The organism is Nocardioides glacieisoli (assembly GCF_004137245.1).
Lineage (GTDB): Bacteria > Actinomycetota > Actinomycetes > Propionibacteriales > Nocardioidaceae > Nocardioides > Nocardioides glacieisoli.
Map to the genome: position 1 here is coordinate 605956 of NZ_SDWS01000001.1, position 17506 is coordinate 623461.

Annotated in this window: 18 protein-coding genes and 1 tRNA gene; 12 read left to right on the plus strand and 7 right to left on the minus strand. The window is 71.2% G+C overall.

The window, feature by feature from the left end:
- Positions 1-30: 30 nt before the first annotated feature.
- The 5 genes from EUA06_RS03005 (at position 31) to EUA06_RS03025 (ending at position 4752) form a co-directional block, all read left to right on the plus strand.
- A complete protein-coding gene (locus tag EUA06_RS03005; RefSeq protein ID WP_129473501.1) occupies positions 31-879 on the plus strand; it encodes an SCO6745 family protein in 849 nt (282 codons plus the stop codon).
- Entirely contained in the window at positions 876-1631 is a 756-nt protein-coding gene (locus tag EUA06_RS03010) for a mycothiol-dependent nitroreductase Rv2466c family protein (protein ID WP_129473502.1), read from the plus strand. Before EUA06_RS03005 ends, EUA06_RS03010 begins: the two co-directional genes overlap by 4 nt.
- On the plus strand, positions 1628-2119 hold the full coding sequence (locus tag EUA06_RS03015) for an SRPBCC family protein (RefSeq protein ID WP_129473503.1): 492 nt from the start codon (positions 1628-1630) through the stop codon (positions 2117-2119). Before EUA06_RS03010 ends, EUA06_RS03015 begins: the two co-directional genes overlap by 4 nt.
- A gap of 154 nt (positions 2120-2273) precedes the next feature.
- Entirely contained in the window at positions 2274-3542 is a 1269-nt protein-coding gene (locus tag EUA06_RS03020; protein ID WP_165354233.1) for an HNH endonuclease signature motif containing protein, read from the plus strand.
- 175 nt (positions 3543-3717) lie between these two features.
- A complete protein-coding gene (locus EUA06_RS03025; RefSeq protein ID WP_165354234.1) occupies positions 3718-4752 on the plus strand; it encodes a DnaB-like helicase C-terminal domain-containing protein in 1035 nt (344 codons plus the stop codon).
- A 147-nt stretch (positions 4753-4899) separates the two neighbouring features.
- On the opposite strand, the gene EUA06_RS03030 is transcribed toward EUA06_RS03025, so the two are convergent.
- Positions 4900-5439 (minus strand): TetR/AcrR family transcriptional regulator, encoded by a 540-nt coding sequence (locus tag EUA06_RS03030; RefSeq protein WP_129473506.1) that lies wholly within the window; start codon positions 5437-5439, stop codon positions 4900-4902.
- 61 nt (positions 5440-5500) lie between these two features.
- Between EUA06_RS03030 and EUA06_RS03035 the strand changes: the two genes are divergently transcribed.
- Together EUA06_RS03035 and EUA06_RS03040 are read left to right on the plus strand one after the other, a co-directional pair.
- Positions 5501-5914 (plus strand): hypothetical protein, encoded by a 414-nt coding sequence (locus tag EUA06_RS03035; RefSeq protein ID WP_129473507.1) that lies wholly within the window; start codon positions 5501-5503, stop codon positions 5912-5914.
- Positions 5915-6019: 105 nt separating this feature from the next.
- A complete protein-coding gene (locus EUA06_RS03040) occupies positions 6020-7750 on the plus strand; it encodes a DEAD/DEAH box helicase (RefSeq protein ID WP_129473508.1) in 1731 nt (576 codons plus the stop codon).
- A 7-nt stretch (positions 7751-7757) separates the two neighbouring features.
- Here the strand turns inward: EUA06_RS03040 and EUA06_RS03045 are convergent, their stop codons facing one another.
- Positions 7758-8597 (minus strand): SCO6745 family protein, encoded by an 840-nt coding sequence (locus tag EUA06_RS03045; protein WP_242497928.1) that lies wholly within the window; start codon positions 8595-8597, stop codon positions 7758-7760.
- 145 nt (positions 8598-8742) lie between these two features.
- Positions 8743-8961, minus strand: a complete 219-nt coding sequence (locus EUA06_RS03050; RefSeq protein ID WP_129473509.1) for a hypothetical protein — start codon at positions 8959-8961, stop codon at positions 8743-8745.
- A gap of 283 nt (positions 8962-9244) precedes the next feature.
- Between EUA06_RS03050 and EUA06_RS22865 the strand changes: the two genes are divergently transcribed.
- From EUA06_RS22865 to EUA06_RS03065, 3 genes are read left to right on the plus strand one after another with little or no spacing between them, the layout of a single operon-like run.
- The gene (locus EUA06_RS22865; RefSeq protein ID WP_242497929.1) at positions 9245-10054 is read left to right on the plus strand and encodes a resuscitation-promoting factor; all 810 of its coding nucleotides are present in this window, start codon (positions 9245-9247) and stop codon (positions 10052-10054) included.
- A gap of 31 nt (positions 10055-10085) precedes the next feature.
- Positions 10086-10904: a hypothetical protein gene (locus tag EUA06_RS03060; protein WP_129473510.1), complete on the plus strand. Its 819-nt coding sequence runs from the start codon at positions 10086-10088 to the stop codon at positions 10902-10904.
- 25 nt (positions 10905-10929) lie between these two features.
- Positions 10930-11694 (plus strand): inositol monophosphatase family protein, encoded by a 765-nt coding sequence (locus tag EUA06_RS03065; protein WP_242497930.1) that lies wholly within the window; start codon positions 10930-10932, stop codon positions 11692-11694.
- Positions 11695-11733: 39 nt separating this feature from the next.
- Here EUA06_RS03065 and EUA06_RS03070 read toward each other — a convergent pair whose 3' ends face one another.
- Positions 11734-12468: a DinB family protein gene (locus EUA06_RS03070; RefSeq protein WP_129473511.1), complete on the minus strand. Its 735-nt coding sequence runs from the start codon at positions 12466-12468 to the stop codon at positions 11734-11736.
- 44 nt (positions 12469-12512) lie between these two features.
- Complete coding sequence (locus tag EUA06_RS03075; RefSeq protein WP_207208170.1) at positions 12513-12977, minus strand: tRNA (cytidine(34)-2'-O)-methyltransferase; 465 nt, start codon at positions 12975-12977, stop codon at positions 12513-12515.
- 83 nt (positions 12978-13060) lie between these two features.
- Between EUA06_RS03075 and EUA06_RS03080 the strand changes: the two genes are divergently transcribed.
- Positions 13061-13134: transfer RNA gene (locus EUA06_RS03080), tRNA-Gly, on the plus strand.
- Positions 13135-13138: 4 nt separating this feature from the next.
- Here the strand turns inward: EUA06_RS03080 and pepN are convergent.
- Entirely contained in the window at positions 13139-15571 is a 2433-nt protein-coding gene (pepN, locus tag EUA06_RS03085) for an aminopeptidase N (protein WP_129473512.1), read from the minus strand.
- A gap of 84 nt (positions 15572-15655) precedes the next feature.
- A complete protein-coding gene (locus EUA06_RS03090) occupies positions 15656-16522 on the minus strand; it encodes a tryptophan 2,3-dioxygenase (protein WP_129473513.1) in 867 nt (288 codons plus the stop codon).
- Positions 16523-16562: 40 nt separating this feature from the next.
- Here EUA06_RS03090 and EUA06_RS03095 point away from each other — a divergent pair, with 40 nt between their 5' ends.
- The gene (locus EUA06_RS03095) at positions 16563-17498 is read left to right on the plus strand and encodes a DNA-3-methyladenine glycosylase family protein (protein WP_129473514.1); all 936 of its coding nucleotides are present in this window, start codon (positions 16563-16565) and stop codon (positions 17496-17498) included.
- Positions 17499-17506: the final 8 nt, after the last annotated feature.

Consider the following 17506-nt stretch of genomic DNA (forward strand, 5'->3'; position numbering starts at 1 on the left):
CGCTCAGGCCGACACGGTAGGAAGGAGGGCATGGACCCTCGCCTCGCCGGACGTACTGCCCGCCTGCTCGAGCCCCTGCACGCCCTGGGCTACTTCGCCCCCGAGGTCGAGACGGAGGTGACCGGTGTCGGTGTGCGCAAGGGGCGCGCCACCTACTTCGCCTCGCGTGCGGCGGCAATGGGTCGCGTCGGCGCGGGGCCGGTGGCTGCGACCTTCTACGTGTTCAACCCGTCCCTGGTCGCGCACTTCATCCCCGCGGCGTGGGAGGCGGCGAGTCCGGAGGACGTGGTGGCCGCCCGCTACCGCGGCGTCTCGGCGGCGTTGGCCCGCCTCCTCGGCGAGGACGCGCTGGTCTCCGGCGAGGTCGCGGAGGCCGCCGACCTCGCCCGTACGGCCTCCGACGGGTGCACCGTCGCCGGTCGGCCGCTCTACGCGGCGCACGCCGACCTGCCGTGGCCGGACGAGCCGCACATGGTGCTCTTCCACGCGCTCACCCTGCTCCGCGAGCACCGCGGGGACGGGCACGTCGCCGCGCTGATCGGCGCCGACCTGAGCGGCATCGAGGCCCTGGTCACCCACACGGCGACCGGGAGGGGCTTCACCCAGCCCGCCGCCCAGGCGACCCGCGCCTGGTCGGACGAGGAGTGGTCGGCGACCGTGGCAGGGCTCGCGGAGCGCGGCGTGATGACGTCGGACGGACTGCTCACCGAGGGCGGGGTGGCGCTCAGGAAGGCGATCGAGCGCCGTACGGAGGAGAGCGCGTTCGGGCCGTGGGAGCACCTCGGTGAGGCAGGCACCTCGCGACTGACCGAGCTGTGCCGGCCGCTGGTCACCACGGCGTTGACCAACGGCGCGTTCCCGGCCGGGGTGTTCGCATGAAGTCCGCCGACACCGCCGCCGACATCCGCTTCTACTTCGACCCCGTCTGCCCGTTCTGCTGGCTGACCAGCAAGTGGATCCGGATGGTGCAGGCCGAGCGCGGCCTCACCGTGGACTGGCGCTTCATCTCGCTGCGCCTGATCAACGAGCACATCGACTACGACGCCCACTTCCCACCGGAGTACGAGGCCGGGCACACCGCCGGCCTGCGCCTGCTCCGCGTCGCCGCCCGGGCGCGCGAGGAGCACGGTGCCGATGCGGTCGACGCCCTGCAGGCAGCGCTCGGAGCCCACATCTTCGACTCGCCTCCCGCCGACACCGCCGACGAGGAGGCCGACCGCGAGCAGCGCGGCACAGCAGGGTTCGTGGAGCCGATCCTGCGCGAGGCTGGTCTGCCGATCGACCTCGCCGAGGCGCTCGACGACCCGTCGTGGGACGACGTGATCCGAGCGGACGGGGACGAGGCGCTGGCGCTGACCGGCAAGGACGTGGGCACGCCGATCATCCACTTCGAGCCTCCGGACGGGGTGGCGTTCTTCGGCCCGGTGATCAGCCGGCTGCCCGAGCCGGACCGGGCCGTCGAGCTGTGGGACCACGTGGTGGGCCTGGCGCGCTTCCCCGGCTTCGCGGAGCTGAAGCGCAGCCTGCGCGAGCGGCCGCAGCTGATCGGGTTCGGCGTGGATCCGGACAGCGTCGGGCAGCAGGAGGACTGGCACGGCGGCAGCCGACGACAGAGGAGTGAGCGCGGATGACGGAGCTCGAGGCACGGACCCACCAGGGCTCGGTGGTCGTCGCGGCCACTCCGGAAGAGGTCTACGACCTCGTCAGCGACATCGCCCGCACCGGTGAGTGGAGCCCGGTCTGCACCGCGTGCTGGTGGGAGGACGACGCAGAGGCGGGTCGCGTCGGCGCGTGGTTCACCGGTCGCAACGAGCTGCCGGACCGCACCTGGGAGACCCGCTCGCAGGTGGTCGCGGCCGATCGCGGGCATGAGTTCGCCTGGATCGTCGGGGGCTCGTTCGTGCGGTGGGGCTTCGTCATGGAGCCGCACGACGACGGCACCCGGCTCACCGAGACGTGGGAGTTCACGCCCGACGGACTGGCGATGTTCGCGGAGAAGTACGGCGACCGCGCCGGCGCCGAGATCGACGAGCGCACCCGGCTGGCGCACGAGGGGATTCCACAGACGCTTGCGGCGATCAAGCGGATCGCGGAGGGCACTGTCGGTGGGTCCGTCTAGGTTGAGGAACAGATTCGAGCCAGCGAGCTCGGGCCCTTCGGACTAGCCGATCACCGGCTGCACACACCTCATGACATAGGCCGCTCCACCTGTTGTCGACGCGCCTTGGTGGCGTGGGGAGGTCTGTCCCGTGAGTGCGGTTCCGGCGGAGAGCGTGAGTGCATGGCCGGTGCCGGGCGCCGGCTCGTCGCCGGTGGTCGATGCGCTGCTCGGTCGTCTCGACGCGGTGCTGGGCGACCTGTCCGACTTCGCGTTCGGCGGACTGACGGACGACGACGTGGCCCGGCTGCTGGATGCGGTGACCTCGGCTGCTGGCCGGGTCGCTTCCCTGGAGTGCCGGGCAGTCGCCGAGGCCGACCGACGCCGGTTGGGAGATGCGGTCGGTGCGCGCCACACCCACCAGTGGTGGGCCCGGCGCAGCCAATTGACCCGGGCCGAGGCAGGCAGGCTCACCAGGTTGGGCGTCGCCCTCGACGCACCGGGGCACGGCGAGGTGGCGCGTCAGCTGGCTGACGGCACCCTGCGGGTGGATCAGGCGCGGGTGGTCGTGGAGGCGGTCGATGCGCTTCCGTCGCACGTGGATGACGAGGTCCGCGACCGAGCTCGAGCCGCTTTGTTGGAGCTCGCTCGTCAGCACGACGCCCGCGACCTCAAGCAGCTGGGCAAGCGGATCCTCGACACCGTGGCACCCGAGGTGGGGGAGTCGCACGAGGCGAAGGTGCTGGAGGACGAGGAGCGCCGTGCCATGGCCGGCGTCGACCTGGTCCTCTCCGACGACGGCGAGGGGCGCTGCCGCGGCCAGTTCACGGTGCCGTCGCACGTGGGCGCGATGTTCAAGCGCCACCTGCTCGCGCTGGCCAACCCCGCCCGCCACACCGAGGACGAGCTCCGCGACGAGTCCGGCGACTGGAAGCCGCTGCGCCGGCGTCTCGGCGAGGCCTTTGTCGAGTACGTCGAGCGTTACCCGTCCGACGCGACGCCGCAGACCGCTGGGGTGAACGCCACCGTCGTGGTCACGATGACCTTGCAGGACCTGCTGGGCGAGCACGCGACGGCACTGCTCGACGACGGGTCGCGGATGTCGGCCGGTCAGGCGCGCAGGCTGGCGTGCGAGGCCGGGATCATCCCGGTCGTCCTGGGCGCGAAGTCCCGGCCTCTCGACCTCGGCCGCGTCCGGCGGCTGTTCACCCAGGCTCAGCGCATCGCCCTCGGCCTGCGCGACGGCGGCTGCACCGCGAAGGGCTGCGAGACCACCGCGTCCGGGTGCCACGCCCACCACGACGATCCCTGGTCCCGTGGCGGTCTGACCGACCTGACCAACGGCCGGCTCCTGTGCCCACGTCACCATCGCCTCGCCCACGACTCGCGCTATGCGATGACCGTCCATGCCGACAACAAGGTGAGCTTCGTGATGCGGACGTAGGAGGGGCGAGCGTCTTGTTCTGTGGGGTGAACATTTCATCCGTCGCCTGTCGGGGACATCCGGATCTGCGGATGGGCGGGCGCACGTGTTCATCGCTCGGTAGCCACAAGGGCGTTCTCTTGACGAAAACTTGAGTTTCGCGTCGCAGTGGCTCGCGCCGTGCTGAAATCCCATAGTGGATCCGAAGCTGACTCTCGCGAGTGACGTCCTCGAGCGCGTCGACCGTCGTCTGCTCGACCCCGAGTCAGCGGCGCCACTGTGGCCGACGGGGTTTCCGTTGCTCGACGAGGCTCTCGACGGTGGACTGCGCGCCGGCACGCTCAACCTGCTGGCCGGTGCCCAAGGCGAGGGCAAGACGACCTTGGTGCTGCAGATAGCTCGGTGCTCGGCACGTTCGGGACGGCCGGTCGTCTTCGTGTCCTTCGAGCTCGAGGCCGAGACACTGTTGCAGAAGTGCATCTCCGCCGAGGCCGCCGAGGCCGCCGAGGCCGCCAAGGCCGCGGAGACCGCCGAGTTCTCGAGTCTCTCGACGCCTGTCAGCGTGCGGCAGGTGAGGGCCGCGTTCGAGGAGTCCGACACCCTTGCGGGCGGCCTGCCCGAGCGTCTCGCCGTGCACGACGGCGGCATCGACGCGCTGACCGCCGTGAGCCGCTACGCGGGCTGGCTGTACATCTACCGGTCCACAGCCACCGCGACCACGCTCGACGTGATCGCAGGCGCTGTGAAGGACGTGCTGGTCGAGCACGGCGTCGCGCCCCTCGTGGTCATCGACTACCTGCAGAAGGTCTGCACGCCCGACCACCTGGGCGAGGAGGAAAAAGTCACACGAATCACCGAGGGCCTCAAGGACCTCAGCATCGAGTTCGAGTGCCCCGTGCTCGCAATCTCCGCATCCGACCGCGCCGGCCTCGAGCCAGGCACCAGAATGCGGGCCCGCAACATGCGCGGCTCCACCGCTCTGGCCTACGAGGCCGACGTGGTGATGATCATGAGCAACAAGGCCGACGTGGTCGCGCGCCATCACCTCATGTACGGCGCCAACAACGGTGAACACTTCAAGGACTGGTCGGTCGTGACCATTGAGAAGAACCGCTCCGGCTACAGCGGCGGCGAGGTGGAGTTTCGCAAGCACCTCGACTGCGGACGCTTCGACGCCAACGGCCAGATCGTCACGGAGAAGCTGGTCGACGAACGGGTCTACACCGAGTAGGCACTTCGCCGCCTGGGGACATGCGGATCTGCCGTCGTGAGTGCGTCGACCCCCTGCGTCTGATTCCACGGGGCTTTCGCGCATGCCCGCGTCTTGGGCTCGCCGTCTTCTGGGAGTGGGCGTCGGCGGACTGACGGGCAAGTGACGTCATTCGAGGCACGCGCGGACGCAGCGCTTGATCACTGGGCGAATCTCGGCGTCGGGCTCCACCGTGAGGCGGTGGAACAGAAGTCCGTTGGCACACGCAAGCAGCGTCCGGGCGGCTTCCTCAGGCCGACTGGCGCCGACCTGCGCCAGCAGGTCTGCGGCCCACGCGACGAAGGCGCCGCGCTGCTCCCGCAGTGGGGTGCGGAGATGGGGGCTGTAGGCCGCTTCCAGGGAGAGCGCGAGCCGGACGCGGGTCCGAGCTGCCTCTGGACCCGAGGCGCGTTCGACCATGGCGCAGATGAGCTCGATCAGCTCCTCCGCGGTTGCGACCTCCTTGACGGGCGCCATGGCACGCTCTTCGTCAGCGAGATGGCCGACGACTCCGGCAACCAGGGCAGCCCTGGTGCGGAACCAGTTGGAGGTGGAGCCCTTCGGCAGGCCGGCCCGGGCGTCGACACGCGCGTGCGTCAGGGCACGGATCCCGTGCTCGCCCACCTCCTCGACTGCAGCGCGCAGCGCCCGGTCCTTGGTGGTTGCCATCTGGGCACCGTAACACTACGTTCGTAGTGACAAGTCACTATGTTCGTAGTAGGTTCGGATGATGACGTACGTCATCCTCGTGGCCTTCGTGGTCCAGGCCTCCGTGGGTGCCTCGCTCGCGGTCACCTGGTGGCACGGCGGCCGCCGCGGTGTGCCAACCGTCTCTACCCACATGGCCGCATCGACCCTCGGACTCGGGCTGTGGATCGCGTTCGTGGTCACCGGGAACCTGGTCCCCGCGTGGTCGGCGTTCGCGGCCATCACCGTGGGCAACACCTACGGCGACAAGATGCTGTTGGCGCGCGTGCACCGCCAGACCGGGAGCACCTCGAAGCGTCGCAACTATCCCGTCGCCGTCGCGGCGATCTTCCGAGGCCGGATGCCCCGGCGCGTGGCGTTTCATGCGCTCTTCGCGGGCGTTGTCTACTTCAGCTGTCTCGGCGTGTGCATCGCATCGACTGTCGCAGCAACCTGACCCGGCGCCTTACCGGACCCGCGTCCTTCCGCCGCCCTTGCCCTGACCCACTGCACCCCCGCGAGCCAACGACGTACGACGCTCACGCGCAGATACCGTCCGGAGGTGCCCAGCTCCCGACGCCCGAGTGCTCGCAAGCGCGGCACCACCAGGCGCCGGGGCAACACGAAGCAGCCCAGGCCCCTCCCGGTCGTAGGCCCGGGGGAGCGGCTGTGGGTGCTCGACGTCCCGTACGGAACGCAGGTCGAGGGCGCGGCCTGGCACCCGGTCCCCAAGATGCACCTGCACGTCGGGCGCAGGCTGCCCGCACACCTCGAGCCGTACGCGCCGGGGCCCTTCACGCTGGGGCGGTTCCTCGAGAACACCCTGAACCCCGACGACCCGACGCCCGACCCCGAGCCGACGGAGGCGCTCGAGCCGCGGCGGATCCAGTTCGAGGCGGCCGACGCGATCGCGGCGCGCGCCGAGGCAGGCGGGCGACAGTTCCTGCTGGCCGACGAGCCGGGGGTGGGCAAGACGATCTCTGCCGTGCTCGGCGCCACCGCGGTGGGTGACCTCCGCGGTGCGCGGCGGGTGCTGGTCGTCGCCGACCGTCCCGCGGCGATCACGATCGGCCACTGGTGCCGCACGATCGAGGCGCTCGGCAACGGTGGCCTGGAGTGGGTCGTGATCACGTGGGACCGACTCGACAAGGTGACGGACCACGACTGGGACGTGATCATCGCGGACGAGGCCCACGCCCTGCGACGTACGACGACCAAGCGGTGGAAGCTGTGGGCGCGGATCTCCGGGCACGGCAAGCCCCATGACCGGGCACCGTTCGTCATCGCGACCACCGCGACGCCCGGGCACACGCCGCTGGAGCTGCCCTACCTCGCCCCGGCCTACGCCCAAGTGCTGGGCGAGCCGATGAAGGAGTGGACGTCGGCAACGAAGGCCGCGGAGGTCTTCGCCACCGCCCTCGAGCGGCACGGAGTCGGCGTGGAGCGCGGACGCTACGGCGCGACGTGGACCACCGACCCCGCCCGGCGCGCGGCGGACCTCAAGCTCGTCCGCGGCTGGCTCGACGAGGAGCGGCCGCCGGCGATGCTGCACCGCGCCGCGCCGTGGGGGCCGGTGCCGATCTCCGGCATGCCGGTTGCGCTGACGCCGGCGGAGCGGGCGGCGTACGACGCCGAGTGGGGCGAGTTCTGCCGCGAGATGGACATCGCCCGGCGCGGCCGCAGCATCGCCAAGGGTCGGGCCGCGCTGCTGCGCTTCCGGCAGAAGGCCGGGCTGATCCGCGTCGACTCGACGGTCGCCTGGATCGCCCAGCAGGTCGAGGCCGAGCGGCAGGTCGCGTGCTCGGTCGAGTTCGTCGCCACGGCGGCCGACCCGATCGCCGACCGGCTCCGTGACGCGGGCATCGAGGTCGCGTCGATCTACGGCCGCGGCCGGTTCGACCCGGAGGCCGAGCGGCTCCGGTTCCAGACCGGGGAGGCGAAGGTCTGCGTGTTCACCACCGTGGCCTCGATCAGCCTGCACGCCGGCGAGACCCTCGCCGACGGGAGGCAGGCGAGCACGGAGCCACGCGTCGGCGTCTTCCACCAGGCACGGTTATCCGGCATAGCCGGGCGCCAGGTGACCGGGCGCACCCACCGCGACCACCAGGTCTCGCCGTGGCACATCGCCTACGCCGAGGGCACGGTGGAGGAGCAGGTCGGCCGGGTGATGGTGGAGCGGATCGCTGCCGCCTCCGACACCGTGGGCGGCGACACCGGCGGCCTCGCCGACGTCGCTCAGCTCCTCGGCGCCGACTGGCTGACGGGGACCGCCCTCGTGGAGGGTGACGACTGACCCGCGCTCACCCAGGAGTGTCCAGGCCGGTCTTCAGGCGGGAAGTGATCGGCCCGAGCACGGTGACGAGCTCGTCGACCACGACCGACTCCAGCCGCGCGTACGGCGCCTCGGCAAGCGCATCGGTCATCGCCTCGATCCGATCCTTCGTCGCCCGACCCGCGTCGGTGAAGTGGCCGGACGCGTCGACCAGCCCGCGCTCCCGCAGTCCGGCCATCACCGACGCGAGGTAGGGCTCGGGCGGGTGGTGGATCCGGCCGAAGGTCTCGGGTGGATGGATGCCTGAGTCCAGGGCGAGGAGGACGTGGCACTCGGTGCGGTCGATCTGCTCGGCCATCAGCGCGACGATGTGGCCGTCGCCGCGGTGCTCGCGGAGCATGTTGGCGGCGTGCCAGAGCTTGGCGACCGGTTCATCGGGGACCGGCAGCGCGCGGAGGGCGGCGTACATCACGCGTCCCTCGACCGGTGCGCTCACCGCGGCCCGGGTCAGGAGATCGGCGGCGCGGGACAGCCCAGGGGAAGGAACGAGGTCGCCGAGGATGCGGACGAGCGCAGCCACGCACCCCTGCTGCCGAGCAGCGTGCGCCGCTTCCGGTGTGGTCGTCTCCCAGACCTGGGGGATGTGGCGGGCCGCCTCGCCGGGGCCGAAGTTGTAGAACGCGGCGTCGACGACCTCGGCCGGGACTCGTCCGAGCGGTGCCGAACGTCCGGCGAAGTAGCCGTCCCAGTAGGTGCTGAAGCCGAGCGCAGCCATGGCCTCGTGGGGCTCGTCTGCGAAGAAGTTGACCAGCGCGATCGGTTCGATGAGGTCGAACATCCTGCGGGCCATGGGCTCGGTGCGCGGCATCGCTTCGTCTCCTCGGTGTCCGGCCACCACGTGTGGCCCCCACACCTACTACGAACGAGTCTGCGGCACGACGACACCCAGGACGAAGGGCGCCCCGGCACGGGGGACCAAGGACGCCCTTCGTCGATCAGGGGGAGCCGAGCGGTCAGCCCCCGCAGGCCGCCGTGGCGGTCGCGTTCTTGCCCGGGCCACCGAGGGCCTTGACGGCCTGTCCGACGTTGTCCAGGCCCAGGAGGCTCTGGGTGTTGATGGCCTTGTGGATCCCTCCGAAGCAGGCCGCGTCGTTGGGGGCTGCCTGGGCGGCGCCAGCGGAGCTGAGGAGTGCGAGTGCGGCGATCGAGGTCGCAACGAGCATGCGCTTCATGTCGGGTCCCTTCGTCGGTGGGTGCGGGTCACCCTTCACCCATGACTCCGTGTGACACGTCACACCGGATGCACTGTGTCCAAGGTTTGTCCGAACTTTCTGGACCGCTCGATTCGACAGTGCCGCGCGCAACATGTTCTGGTGGACGAGTCGCAGGCAGCGTCCTCGTGTCCGAGGCACCTCCCATCGCGAGGTGATGCGCGCCGCGGCTCGACGCCCTTCCCGGCGTCTCGTCCGAGCGCCGCCAGGCGCGTCCCCGATCCCCCCGTGAGGTCCGAAGCACGTGCGTGCCACCACCACACCGTCCCTGTTCATCCGTCCGCGATCCGTCGGTGCGGCCGTTGCCGCCGCGGCGCTCGCCCTGACGCTCGCACCCGGCAGCGCCGTCGCGCCCGCCTCCGCGCAGGACGCGGTCGACGTACGACTCAAGGTGGCGGACGCTGCCCCCGTCGAGGTCGAGACGGCACCGCTCGAGTGGCCCGGCGAGGTGCTCGAGGCGTACGGCGTCCCGGTGGACGGCAACGACATCGTCGAGGTCGTCCGTGACGGCGACGAGGTCTCGGGTGACCGCAAGCGCCTGCGCGAGGGCGACGTCGTGAAGATGACCGACGTCGTCAAGGAGCGGAAGGTCAAGCGCGCCAAGGTGCGCAAGGGCACCGTCGAGAAGTTCACGACGGAGCTGGAGCCGGGTGAGCGCAAGGTCGTCAGCACCGGCCGCGCGGGCGTCCGCAAGACCGTCGCGCTGCAGACACTGCACAACGGTGAGCCGGTGACGTGGCGCGTGGTCACGAAGAAGCTGGTGCGCGAGCCGCGTCCGCGGCGCGTGCTGGTCGGTCGCGAGGCCTACTCGGTGCCCGGCACCGACGGCCTCAACTGGGGTGCGCTCGCCAACTGCGAGTCCGGCGGCAACCCCAACGCGGTCAACCCGGCCGGCTACTACGGCCTCTACCAGTTCGACACCGGCACGTGGCGCAGCGTGGGCGGCTCGGGCCTCCCGACCTCGGCGTCGGCCGCCGAGCAGACCTACCGCGCCAAGCTGCTCTACCAGCAGCGCGGCCGCTCGCCGTGGCCCACCTGCGGCCGCCTGCTCTGAGCCGTCGGCACTCACGGAATACTCCGTGTCCATGACGGGGAAGCAGACCAAGGTGCCCAACCTCCGGGAGTGGGCCGACACGGTGTCCGCCCGCGCCTTCGATCCAGCGTGGATCGACCTCTACACGCTCCAGCAGTACGACCCCGTGTTGAGTGCCCTGGGGTGGCGGAGCACGTTCCGCACGAGCGCTCGGACCGAGGACCGTCTCCGCACCATGGACCGCCACGTCGCCGCGATCTTCTTCTTCCTGTTCCTGCTGCCCGTGATCGCAGTGACCGGGACGCTCGGGGGCTCCGACCTGGCGACGCACACCGAGTTCGCGGGGCTCGACGCCGGAGTGGGCGTCCCCCTGGTCGCGATCGTCTTCACACTCTCCTTGCCGGGGCCCCTGCTGGAGCTGAGGCGGTGCGTCCTGCACCGGGGCAGGGTGACCTACATCGAGATCGCCGGCTTCTGCGTGACACTGTTCGCCTCGGCGGCCACCCTGGCGGGAATGTCGTCGAACTGGGACGTGGACGTGCTGCGCCTGGCACTGCCGTCGGTCCCGGTGTGGGCCTCGCTGGTGCTCACCGCCACGACACTCGGCGCGATCACGGTGGCCACCTCCCGACAGGGGCCGGCAGCTCCCGACCACTTCCGGCGTTCCGGGGATCCGGACCTCGTGCGGGCCCGAGAGCTCCTGGCCCGGCTCGCCCCCGGGGAGCGGGACCACTTGGCCCAGGCCCGAGGTCGCGCGATCTCCACGTTGCGTGACCGTGGCCTGCTCACCCTCGAGCAGGCGGTCCAGCTCTCCGATCTCGCCCTGGGAGAGTCGATGTCGCTCCTCGACACACGGCGCAAGGCGTCGTGAGCCTCGGCCGTTCGCTGGTGCCGGCGTGACGACACCGAGCGACCTGGACGTCGCGCTGGCCGCCGCGCGGGCGGGATCCGCGGTGCTGGACGCGATGTTCGGGACCGACCTCGCCCGCGAGCACAAGTCGGCGACCGACTTCGCGACCGCGGCCGACAGTGCGGCGGAGCAGGCGATCCTCGACGTGATCCAGCGGGCTCGCCCGGACGACGGGTTCGAGGGTGAGGAGCTCGGGGCCGTGGCCGGCGGACGTCGTACGTGGCTCGTCGACCCGTTGTGCGGCACGGTCAACTTCGCGGCCGGGTCGCCGTCGTTCTGCGTCAACGTCGCGCTGGTCGACGGAGACGTGACCACGACGGCCGTCGTCGCCCATCCGCCGACGGGGGAGACCTACTGGTCGGACGGCGACCGGTTCGGCGTGATCGGGATCGGCACGCCGCCGGCACCGAACCGTCTCGTGAACATCAACGCCGACGGCCCGCTCGACCGCGACTTCGTGGGTGCGCAGCTCGCGGCCGACCCGGCCCTCCGCGCGACGTTCAACCCACGCGTCGAGTCGACGACGCTGGCGCTCGCGTGGGTCGCGGCGGGCCGGAGACTGGCGTACGTCACCGACGGCAGGTGCGAACGCAGCGTGCACTTCACGGCAGGCATCGCGCTGTGCCGGGCGGCGGGCGTCGTCATCACCGACTTCGACGGAGCGCCGGTGCACACCGGGCCCGGCGTCATCGCTGCGCGGGACGCCGAGTCGCACGCCACGCTCCTGGAGCTGGTCGCGAATCACCGCTAGGTCGAGATCTGCTCGCGCCTCCCGCGAGCAGACTTCGAGCTAGTCGCGTGCGTCCAGCAGCGCGAGGTCGCGACGGATGTAGCGCAGGTGCGCCCACTCCTCCTCGAGGATCACCCGGATGCAGTCGCCGACGGTCGGCTTCCACGAGCCGCCCCACGGCCCGGGGCGTTCCTCCGCGAGCTCCTCGGGCGTGACTGTGGCCAGGAAGTCGGTGACCTGCTGCTGGCGCTCGGCCCGCACCTCCACGATCTCGTCGTGCGACTCGGGCTCGCGGAGGACCGACATGTCGAAGCCCATCTCCGCCGCGCCGGTGAACTGCTGGCCGATCGGGTGCCACGGCTGCTCGATCCGGTGGATCCCGCGGCCCAGCCAGGCGTCGGTCGCGAGGACGAGGTGGCGCAGGGTCTGCGCGAGCGACCACTCGTCCTCGACGTGGGCGTCCCACTTCTCGCGGGGCGTGCCGTCGACCGTCTCCTGCCATGCGGCGCGTACGGCCTCCCAGCCCTCGCGGAGTCCCTCGGGCGTCTCCGCCTTCTGGAGCTCGCGGCCGGGGAACTGCCGGTTGAGCTCGGCGTCGACGTAGGGCACGACGTCGACACCGTTGACGATGAGGCTGCCGAAGAAGAGGTCGTGGCTGTCGATGTCGAGGCCGTCCACGTCGACGCCGCGCATCGTCACGCCGCTGACGTCGGAGAACCGCAGCTTCGCGCCCGTGAAGCTGGCCTGGACGAAGGACGCGCCCTCGAACTCTTTCGTGTCTGAGTAGGTGGTCATGCGTCCATCATCGCGACGGTTGCGGACGTTCTGGGGTCACAACCTCAACGAGCGCCGGGGAAACCGTGCTGGCGCCAGGCTTCGTAGGACACCACGGCAGCGGAGTTCGCGAGGTTGAGCGAGCGGCGGCCGGGGAGCATCGGGATCCGCAGCCGGTCGGTGACGCGGTCGTGGCCGAGCACCTCGTCGGACAGGCCGGTGGGCTCCGGCCCGAACAGGAGCACGTCGCCGGGCTCGAACGCCACGTCGGTGTGCCACCGCGTCGCGTGCGCGGTGAACGCGAACACGCGCATGCCCACGAGCGTGCCGAGCGCCGTGCCGAGGTCCGGGTGGACCACCACCGACGCGAGGTCGTGGTAGTCCAGCCCGGCCCGCTTCAGCTTCGGCTCGGACAGGTCGAAGCCCAGCGGCTCGACGAGGTGCAGGGTTGCACCGGTCGCCGCCACCATCCGGATCGCGTTCCCCGTGTTGGGCGGGATCCGCGGCTCGAGGAACATCACGTGGAACACGGCGTCAACGTAGCCCCGATGCCCGATGCGCTCCGCGAATGGTCCACACTTGTCACCAGTCAGGCTCGTCAGGGCCTGGCCGCGCGGACGTGGTGTAGTTGCAGCACGGCTCCCTTCCAGGGAGATGGTCGAGGTTCAAATCCTCGCGTCCGCTCCAGACCTCACAGACTGCGGGTGCGCACCATCCGCAGCACCTCTTCGGAGCACTCGGTGAGCGCGCTGATCACCACGGGTGCGGACTCGGCGGCCGCGACCTCGCGTGCGCGGGTGATCCAGTCCTCGTCGATCGCGAACACGGGGAACAGGCTCGCGGTGAGCGCCAGGCCGGGGATCATCCCGCCCTCGTGCAGGGTCGGGAGCGCCTCGATGAAGCGCTCGGCGTAGGGAGCGAGCACCTCGTCCTGGCCGGGCCGCCAGAAGGCCGGGCCCACGACGCGTGCCGACTGGACGGGCACGGTGCGCTGCACCAGCGCGGTCCACACCTCCTCCTTCGCCTCCGCGGAGGGCGAGCTCGCCCGCACGGTCAGTGCGCGGATCCACGCGTCGGGGTCCGGGTCGCGGTCCTCGAGCGCCTGCACGTCGCCAGCGTCCACGTCCCCGAGCTCGGCGCGCCGCTGGAGGACGTACCACTGGAGGTCGACGTCGTCGCCGGCCTCCTCGCCCAACCTCGCGAGGTCGTCCTCGCCCGTCGCCGTACGAGCCAGCACGCGCATCGCCGAGTGCCGCGACACCCCCGCGTCGACCATCCGGCGCGCCGCGTCGGCCACCTGCGACTCGAGGCCGGGTCGCGCCGACTCGGGTGCCCAGAGCTGGGCTGCGGTCAGGGCGAGCTGGAGGAACGGCTCGGCGACCGTCTCCACCGACTCGGTGGTCAACGCGTCGGTCAGCGCCCCCACTGCCTCCGTTGCCGTGGCCTCGGAGCTGGAGAGCATGTCCCACACGGTGGCCATCGCCACGGCGCGGGTCAGGGTGGTCGGCAGGCCCGACGGGTGCTTGATCAGCACCTCGCGCCCGGCGGCGTCCGGCCGGGTCGTGGCGAACGTCGTGTCGTCGTGGTTCACGAGGTAGAGGTCGGCCTCGGGCAGGCCCTCGACGGCCGTGCGCTCGCCGTCGACCTCGACGCGGACCGAGCCGATCTCTTCGAGCGCGTCGCCGCTGCGGCGGTAGGCACCGACCCCGACCACCTGCGGGTGCGGCGCACCGTGCGCGCCGGCGGCGGTCAGCACCAGGCCGTCGTCGGTCGCCTCGATGCCGAGACGGTCGACGCCGGCGGTCTCCAGCCATGCCGTACGCCACGGCTGCAGGTCACGGCCGCTGGCCTTCTCGAGCGAGCCGACGAGGTCGTCGAGCGTCGTGTTGGTCCACGCGTGCTCGGCGAAGTAGGCGCTCATGCCCACGCAGAAGGTCTGCTCGCCCACGAAGTGCATGAGCTGCTTGAGCACCGCCGCGCCCTTGGGGTAGGTGATCGAGTCGAAGATCGACTCGGCGTCGGCCACCGACGGCACGGGCTGGCGGATCGGGTGCGAGCTCGGACCCTGGTCGGCGAGGTAGGCGGCGAGCTTGTCGCCCACCAGGTTGTTCGCGGCAGTGTCGCCGTAGGCCGTCGCGTTCTCGGCCGCCCACATGCAGGCGAACTCGGCGAAGGCCTCGTTGAGCCAGAGGTCGTCCCACCAGCGCATCGTCACGATGTTGCCGAACCACATGTGTGCCATCTCGTGCAGCGTCACGTTGGTGAAGAGCTGCCACTCCGCGGTGGTCGGCTCGTGGCGCCGGATGACGGCGTCGGCCCACGTGACGCAGCCGTAGTTCTCCATCGCCCCGCCGAACTCGGGCAGGAACACCTGGTCGTACTTCCGCTGCGGGAAGGGCATCCCGAAGCGGTCGCCGAAGAACTCCAGACCCTGTGCGGTGATCGTGAAGAGCTGCTCGGAGTCGCGCTCGAGCGCGGACGCCAGGGTCTGGCGTGCGTAGAGGCCGAGGTCGTAGCCGCCGGCCTCCTTGCGGATCTCGAAGAAGGGGCCGGCCACGACGACGGGGTTGTACGTCGACAGCGGCGGCGTCGGCTCGAAGGTCCACCGACGGCCCTGCTCCGTCTTCTCGACGACCGGGTCCCCGGAGTTGCTGACGACGGTCCACGCCTCCGGCGCAGTGACGGTGAAGGCGTGGGGTGCCTTGAGGTCGGGCTGGTCGAAGCACGCCCACGCGTAGCGCGCCTCGTCGGGCTCGAAGGTGGTCCAGAGGTAGACGTTCTTGTCCGCCGGGTCGACAGCGCGGTGGACTCCGCGGCCGTGGACGGTGTCGGCCTGGACGCTCGCCACCACGAGCTCGTTGTCCTGCTCGAGGCCGGTGAGCGCGATGCGCCCCTCCTCGGCGGCAGGCAGCGGCTCGCCGTTGAGCGTCGCCGACTCGACCCCCGCGCAGCAGTCGACGAACGTCGACGCCCCGGGTGTGGCGGTGAAGCGGATGGTGCTGACCGCCCGGAAGGCGGGGCCGTCGACCAGGTCGGTCAGGTCGATGGCGATGTCGTAGGAGGTGACCGAGAGCAGCGCCGCGCGCTCGACCGCCTCCTCCTGTCGCAGGCTCTTCACGGGCACGGGCGGGTCCTCACTCGCGGTCGGGTGACGCCGGGGTGGGGCGCCTCTCGCAGCCTAGAGCGGGGGCGTTCGCGGGAGCGAGGGCTACTGCCCGATCCGCGTCCGCACCTCGTACAGCTCAGGGAAGAACGTGAGGGAGAGGGCGCGGCGAAGGAAGTCGACGCCCGACGAGCCGCCGGTGCCGACCTTGTGGCCGATCACCCGCTGGACGACCTGGAGGTGGCGGAAGCGCCACTGCTGGAAGGCGTCCTCGACGTCGACGAGCTCCTCGCAGGTCTCGTAGACGCCCCAGTGCTCGGCCGGTGCGGCGTACACCCCGGCGAAGACGTCGACCAGCTCGGCGTCGGTCGTGTAGGGCTGCGACCAGTCGCGGTCGAGCAGGCGGGCCGGGATGGCGTACCCCTGGCGCGCGAGGTAGGCGAGGAACTCGTCGTAGAGCGACGGCTCGTGGAGGAGCTCGTCGAGCGCGTCGTGCGCGACGGAGTCGTGGGAGAAGACCGCGACCATGTCGGCGTTCTTGTTGCCGAGGAGGAACTCGACCTCGCGGTACTGCGCGGACTGGAAGCCCGAGCTGGTCGCCAGGAACGGCCGGATCTCGGCGTACTCCGACGGCGTCAGCGTCGCGAGCACGGACCACTGGTCGGTGAGCGTGTGGAGGATGTGCTTGATCCGCGCGGTCCGCTTGAGGGCGGGGGAGAGGTCATCGGATCGCAGCAGCGCGCGGGCCGAGCGGAGCTCGTGGATCATCAGCTTGAGCCACAGCTCGCTCGTCTGGTGCTGCACGATGAAGAGCAGCTCGTCGTGCTGGGGCGGGTCCGACAGCGGCACCTGCGCCGCGAGCAGGGTGTCGAGGCGGAGGTAGTCGCCGTAGGACATCGACCGGGAGAAGTCGCGCTGGATGCCGTCCTCGAGGTCACGCTTGATCGCGTTGTCGCCCGTTCCTTCTGACATGGGTGAAAGGTAGTCGGTGGCTTCGTCTACCGTCGCACGCATGGCCCAGACCGACGGCGAGCGCACCCGCACCTGGGTGCCCGACTGGCCGTGCGCGGTCGGCCAGGTGCTGCGTCCGCAGCGGCGCGGCGCCGGGGACCCGACGCAGCGCCACGAGGAGTCGGGCCGGGTCTGGCGCGCGATGCGTACGCCCGTGGGGCCCGCAACGCTGGCCGTGCTGCCCCGGCCGTCGACCGGCGACGTGCTCGGCCGCGCGTGGGGTCCGGGGGCGGAGTGGGCGCTCGACCGGATGCCGGCGCTGCTCGGCGCCGATGACGACCCCACCGGCTTCGAGCCGCACCACCACCCCGAGGTCGCCGCCGGGTGGCGCACCCACCAGCACTGGCGGGTGGGAGCGACCGGGCTGGTGATGGAGTCGCTCGTCCCCTCGATCCTCGAGCAGAAGGTGACCGGCAAGCAGGCGTTCGGCTCGTTCCGCGAGCTCGTACGCCGTCACGGCGAGCCCGCGCCGGGCCCGGTCGCGCCGCTGCGGCTGATGCTGCAGCCCACCCCGGCCACGATCGCCGCGATCCCGTCCTGGGAGTGGCTGCGGCTCGGCGTACAACCGGCGCAGTCGCGCACCCTCGTCACCGCCTGTCGGCTGGCGTCGTCGCTGGAGCGGATCACCCAGGTCTCGACCGACGAGGCCGACCAGCGGCTCCGTTCGGTCCGCGGCGTCGGCGTGTGGACCAGCGCCGAGGTGCGGATGCGTGCGCTCGGCGACGCTGACGCCGTGAGCTTCGGCGACTACCACCTCGCCAACTGGGTGGGCTGGGCGCTCGTCGGGCACGACATCACCGACGACGAGATGGCCGCCCTGCTCGAGCCCTACAGGCCGCAGCGCGGCCGTGCGGTCGCGATGGCGATGGCCGGCGGGCAGACCCGGCCGCGGCGCGGACCGCGGATGAGCATCCCGACGCACCTGCCGACTCGATAGGTCGCGGG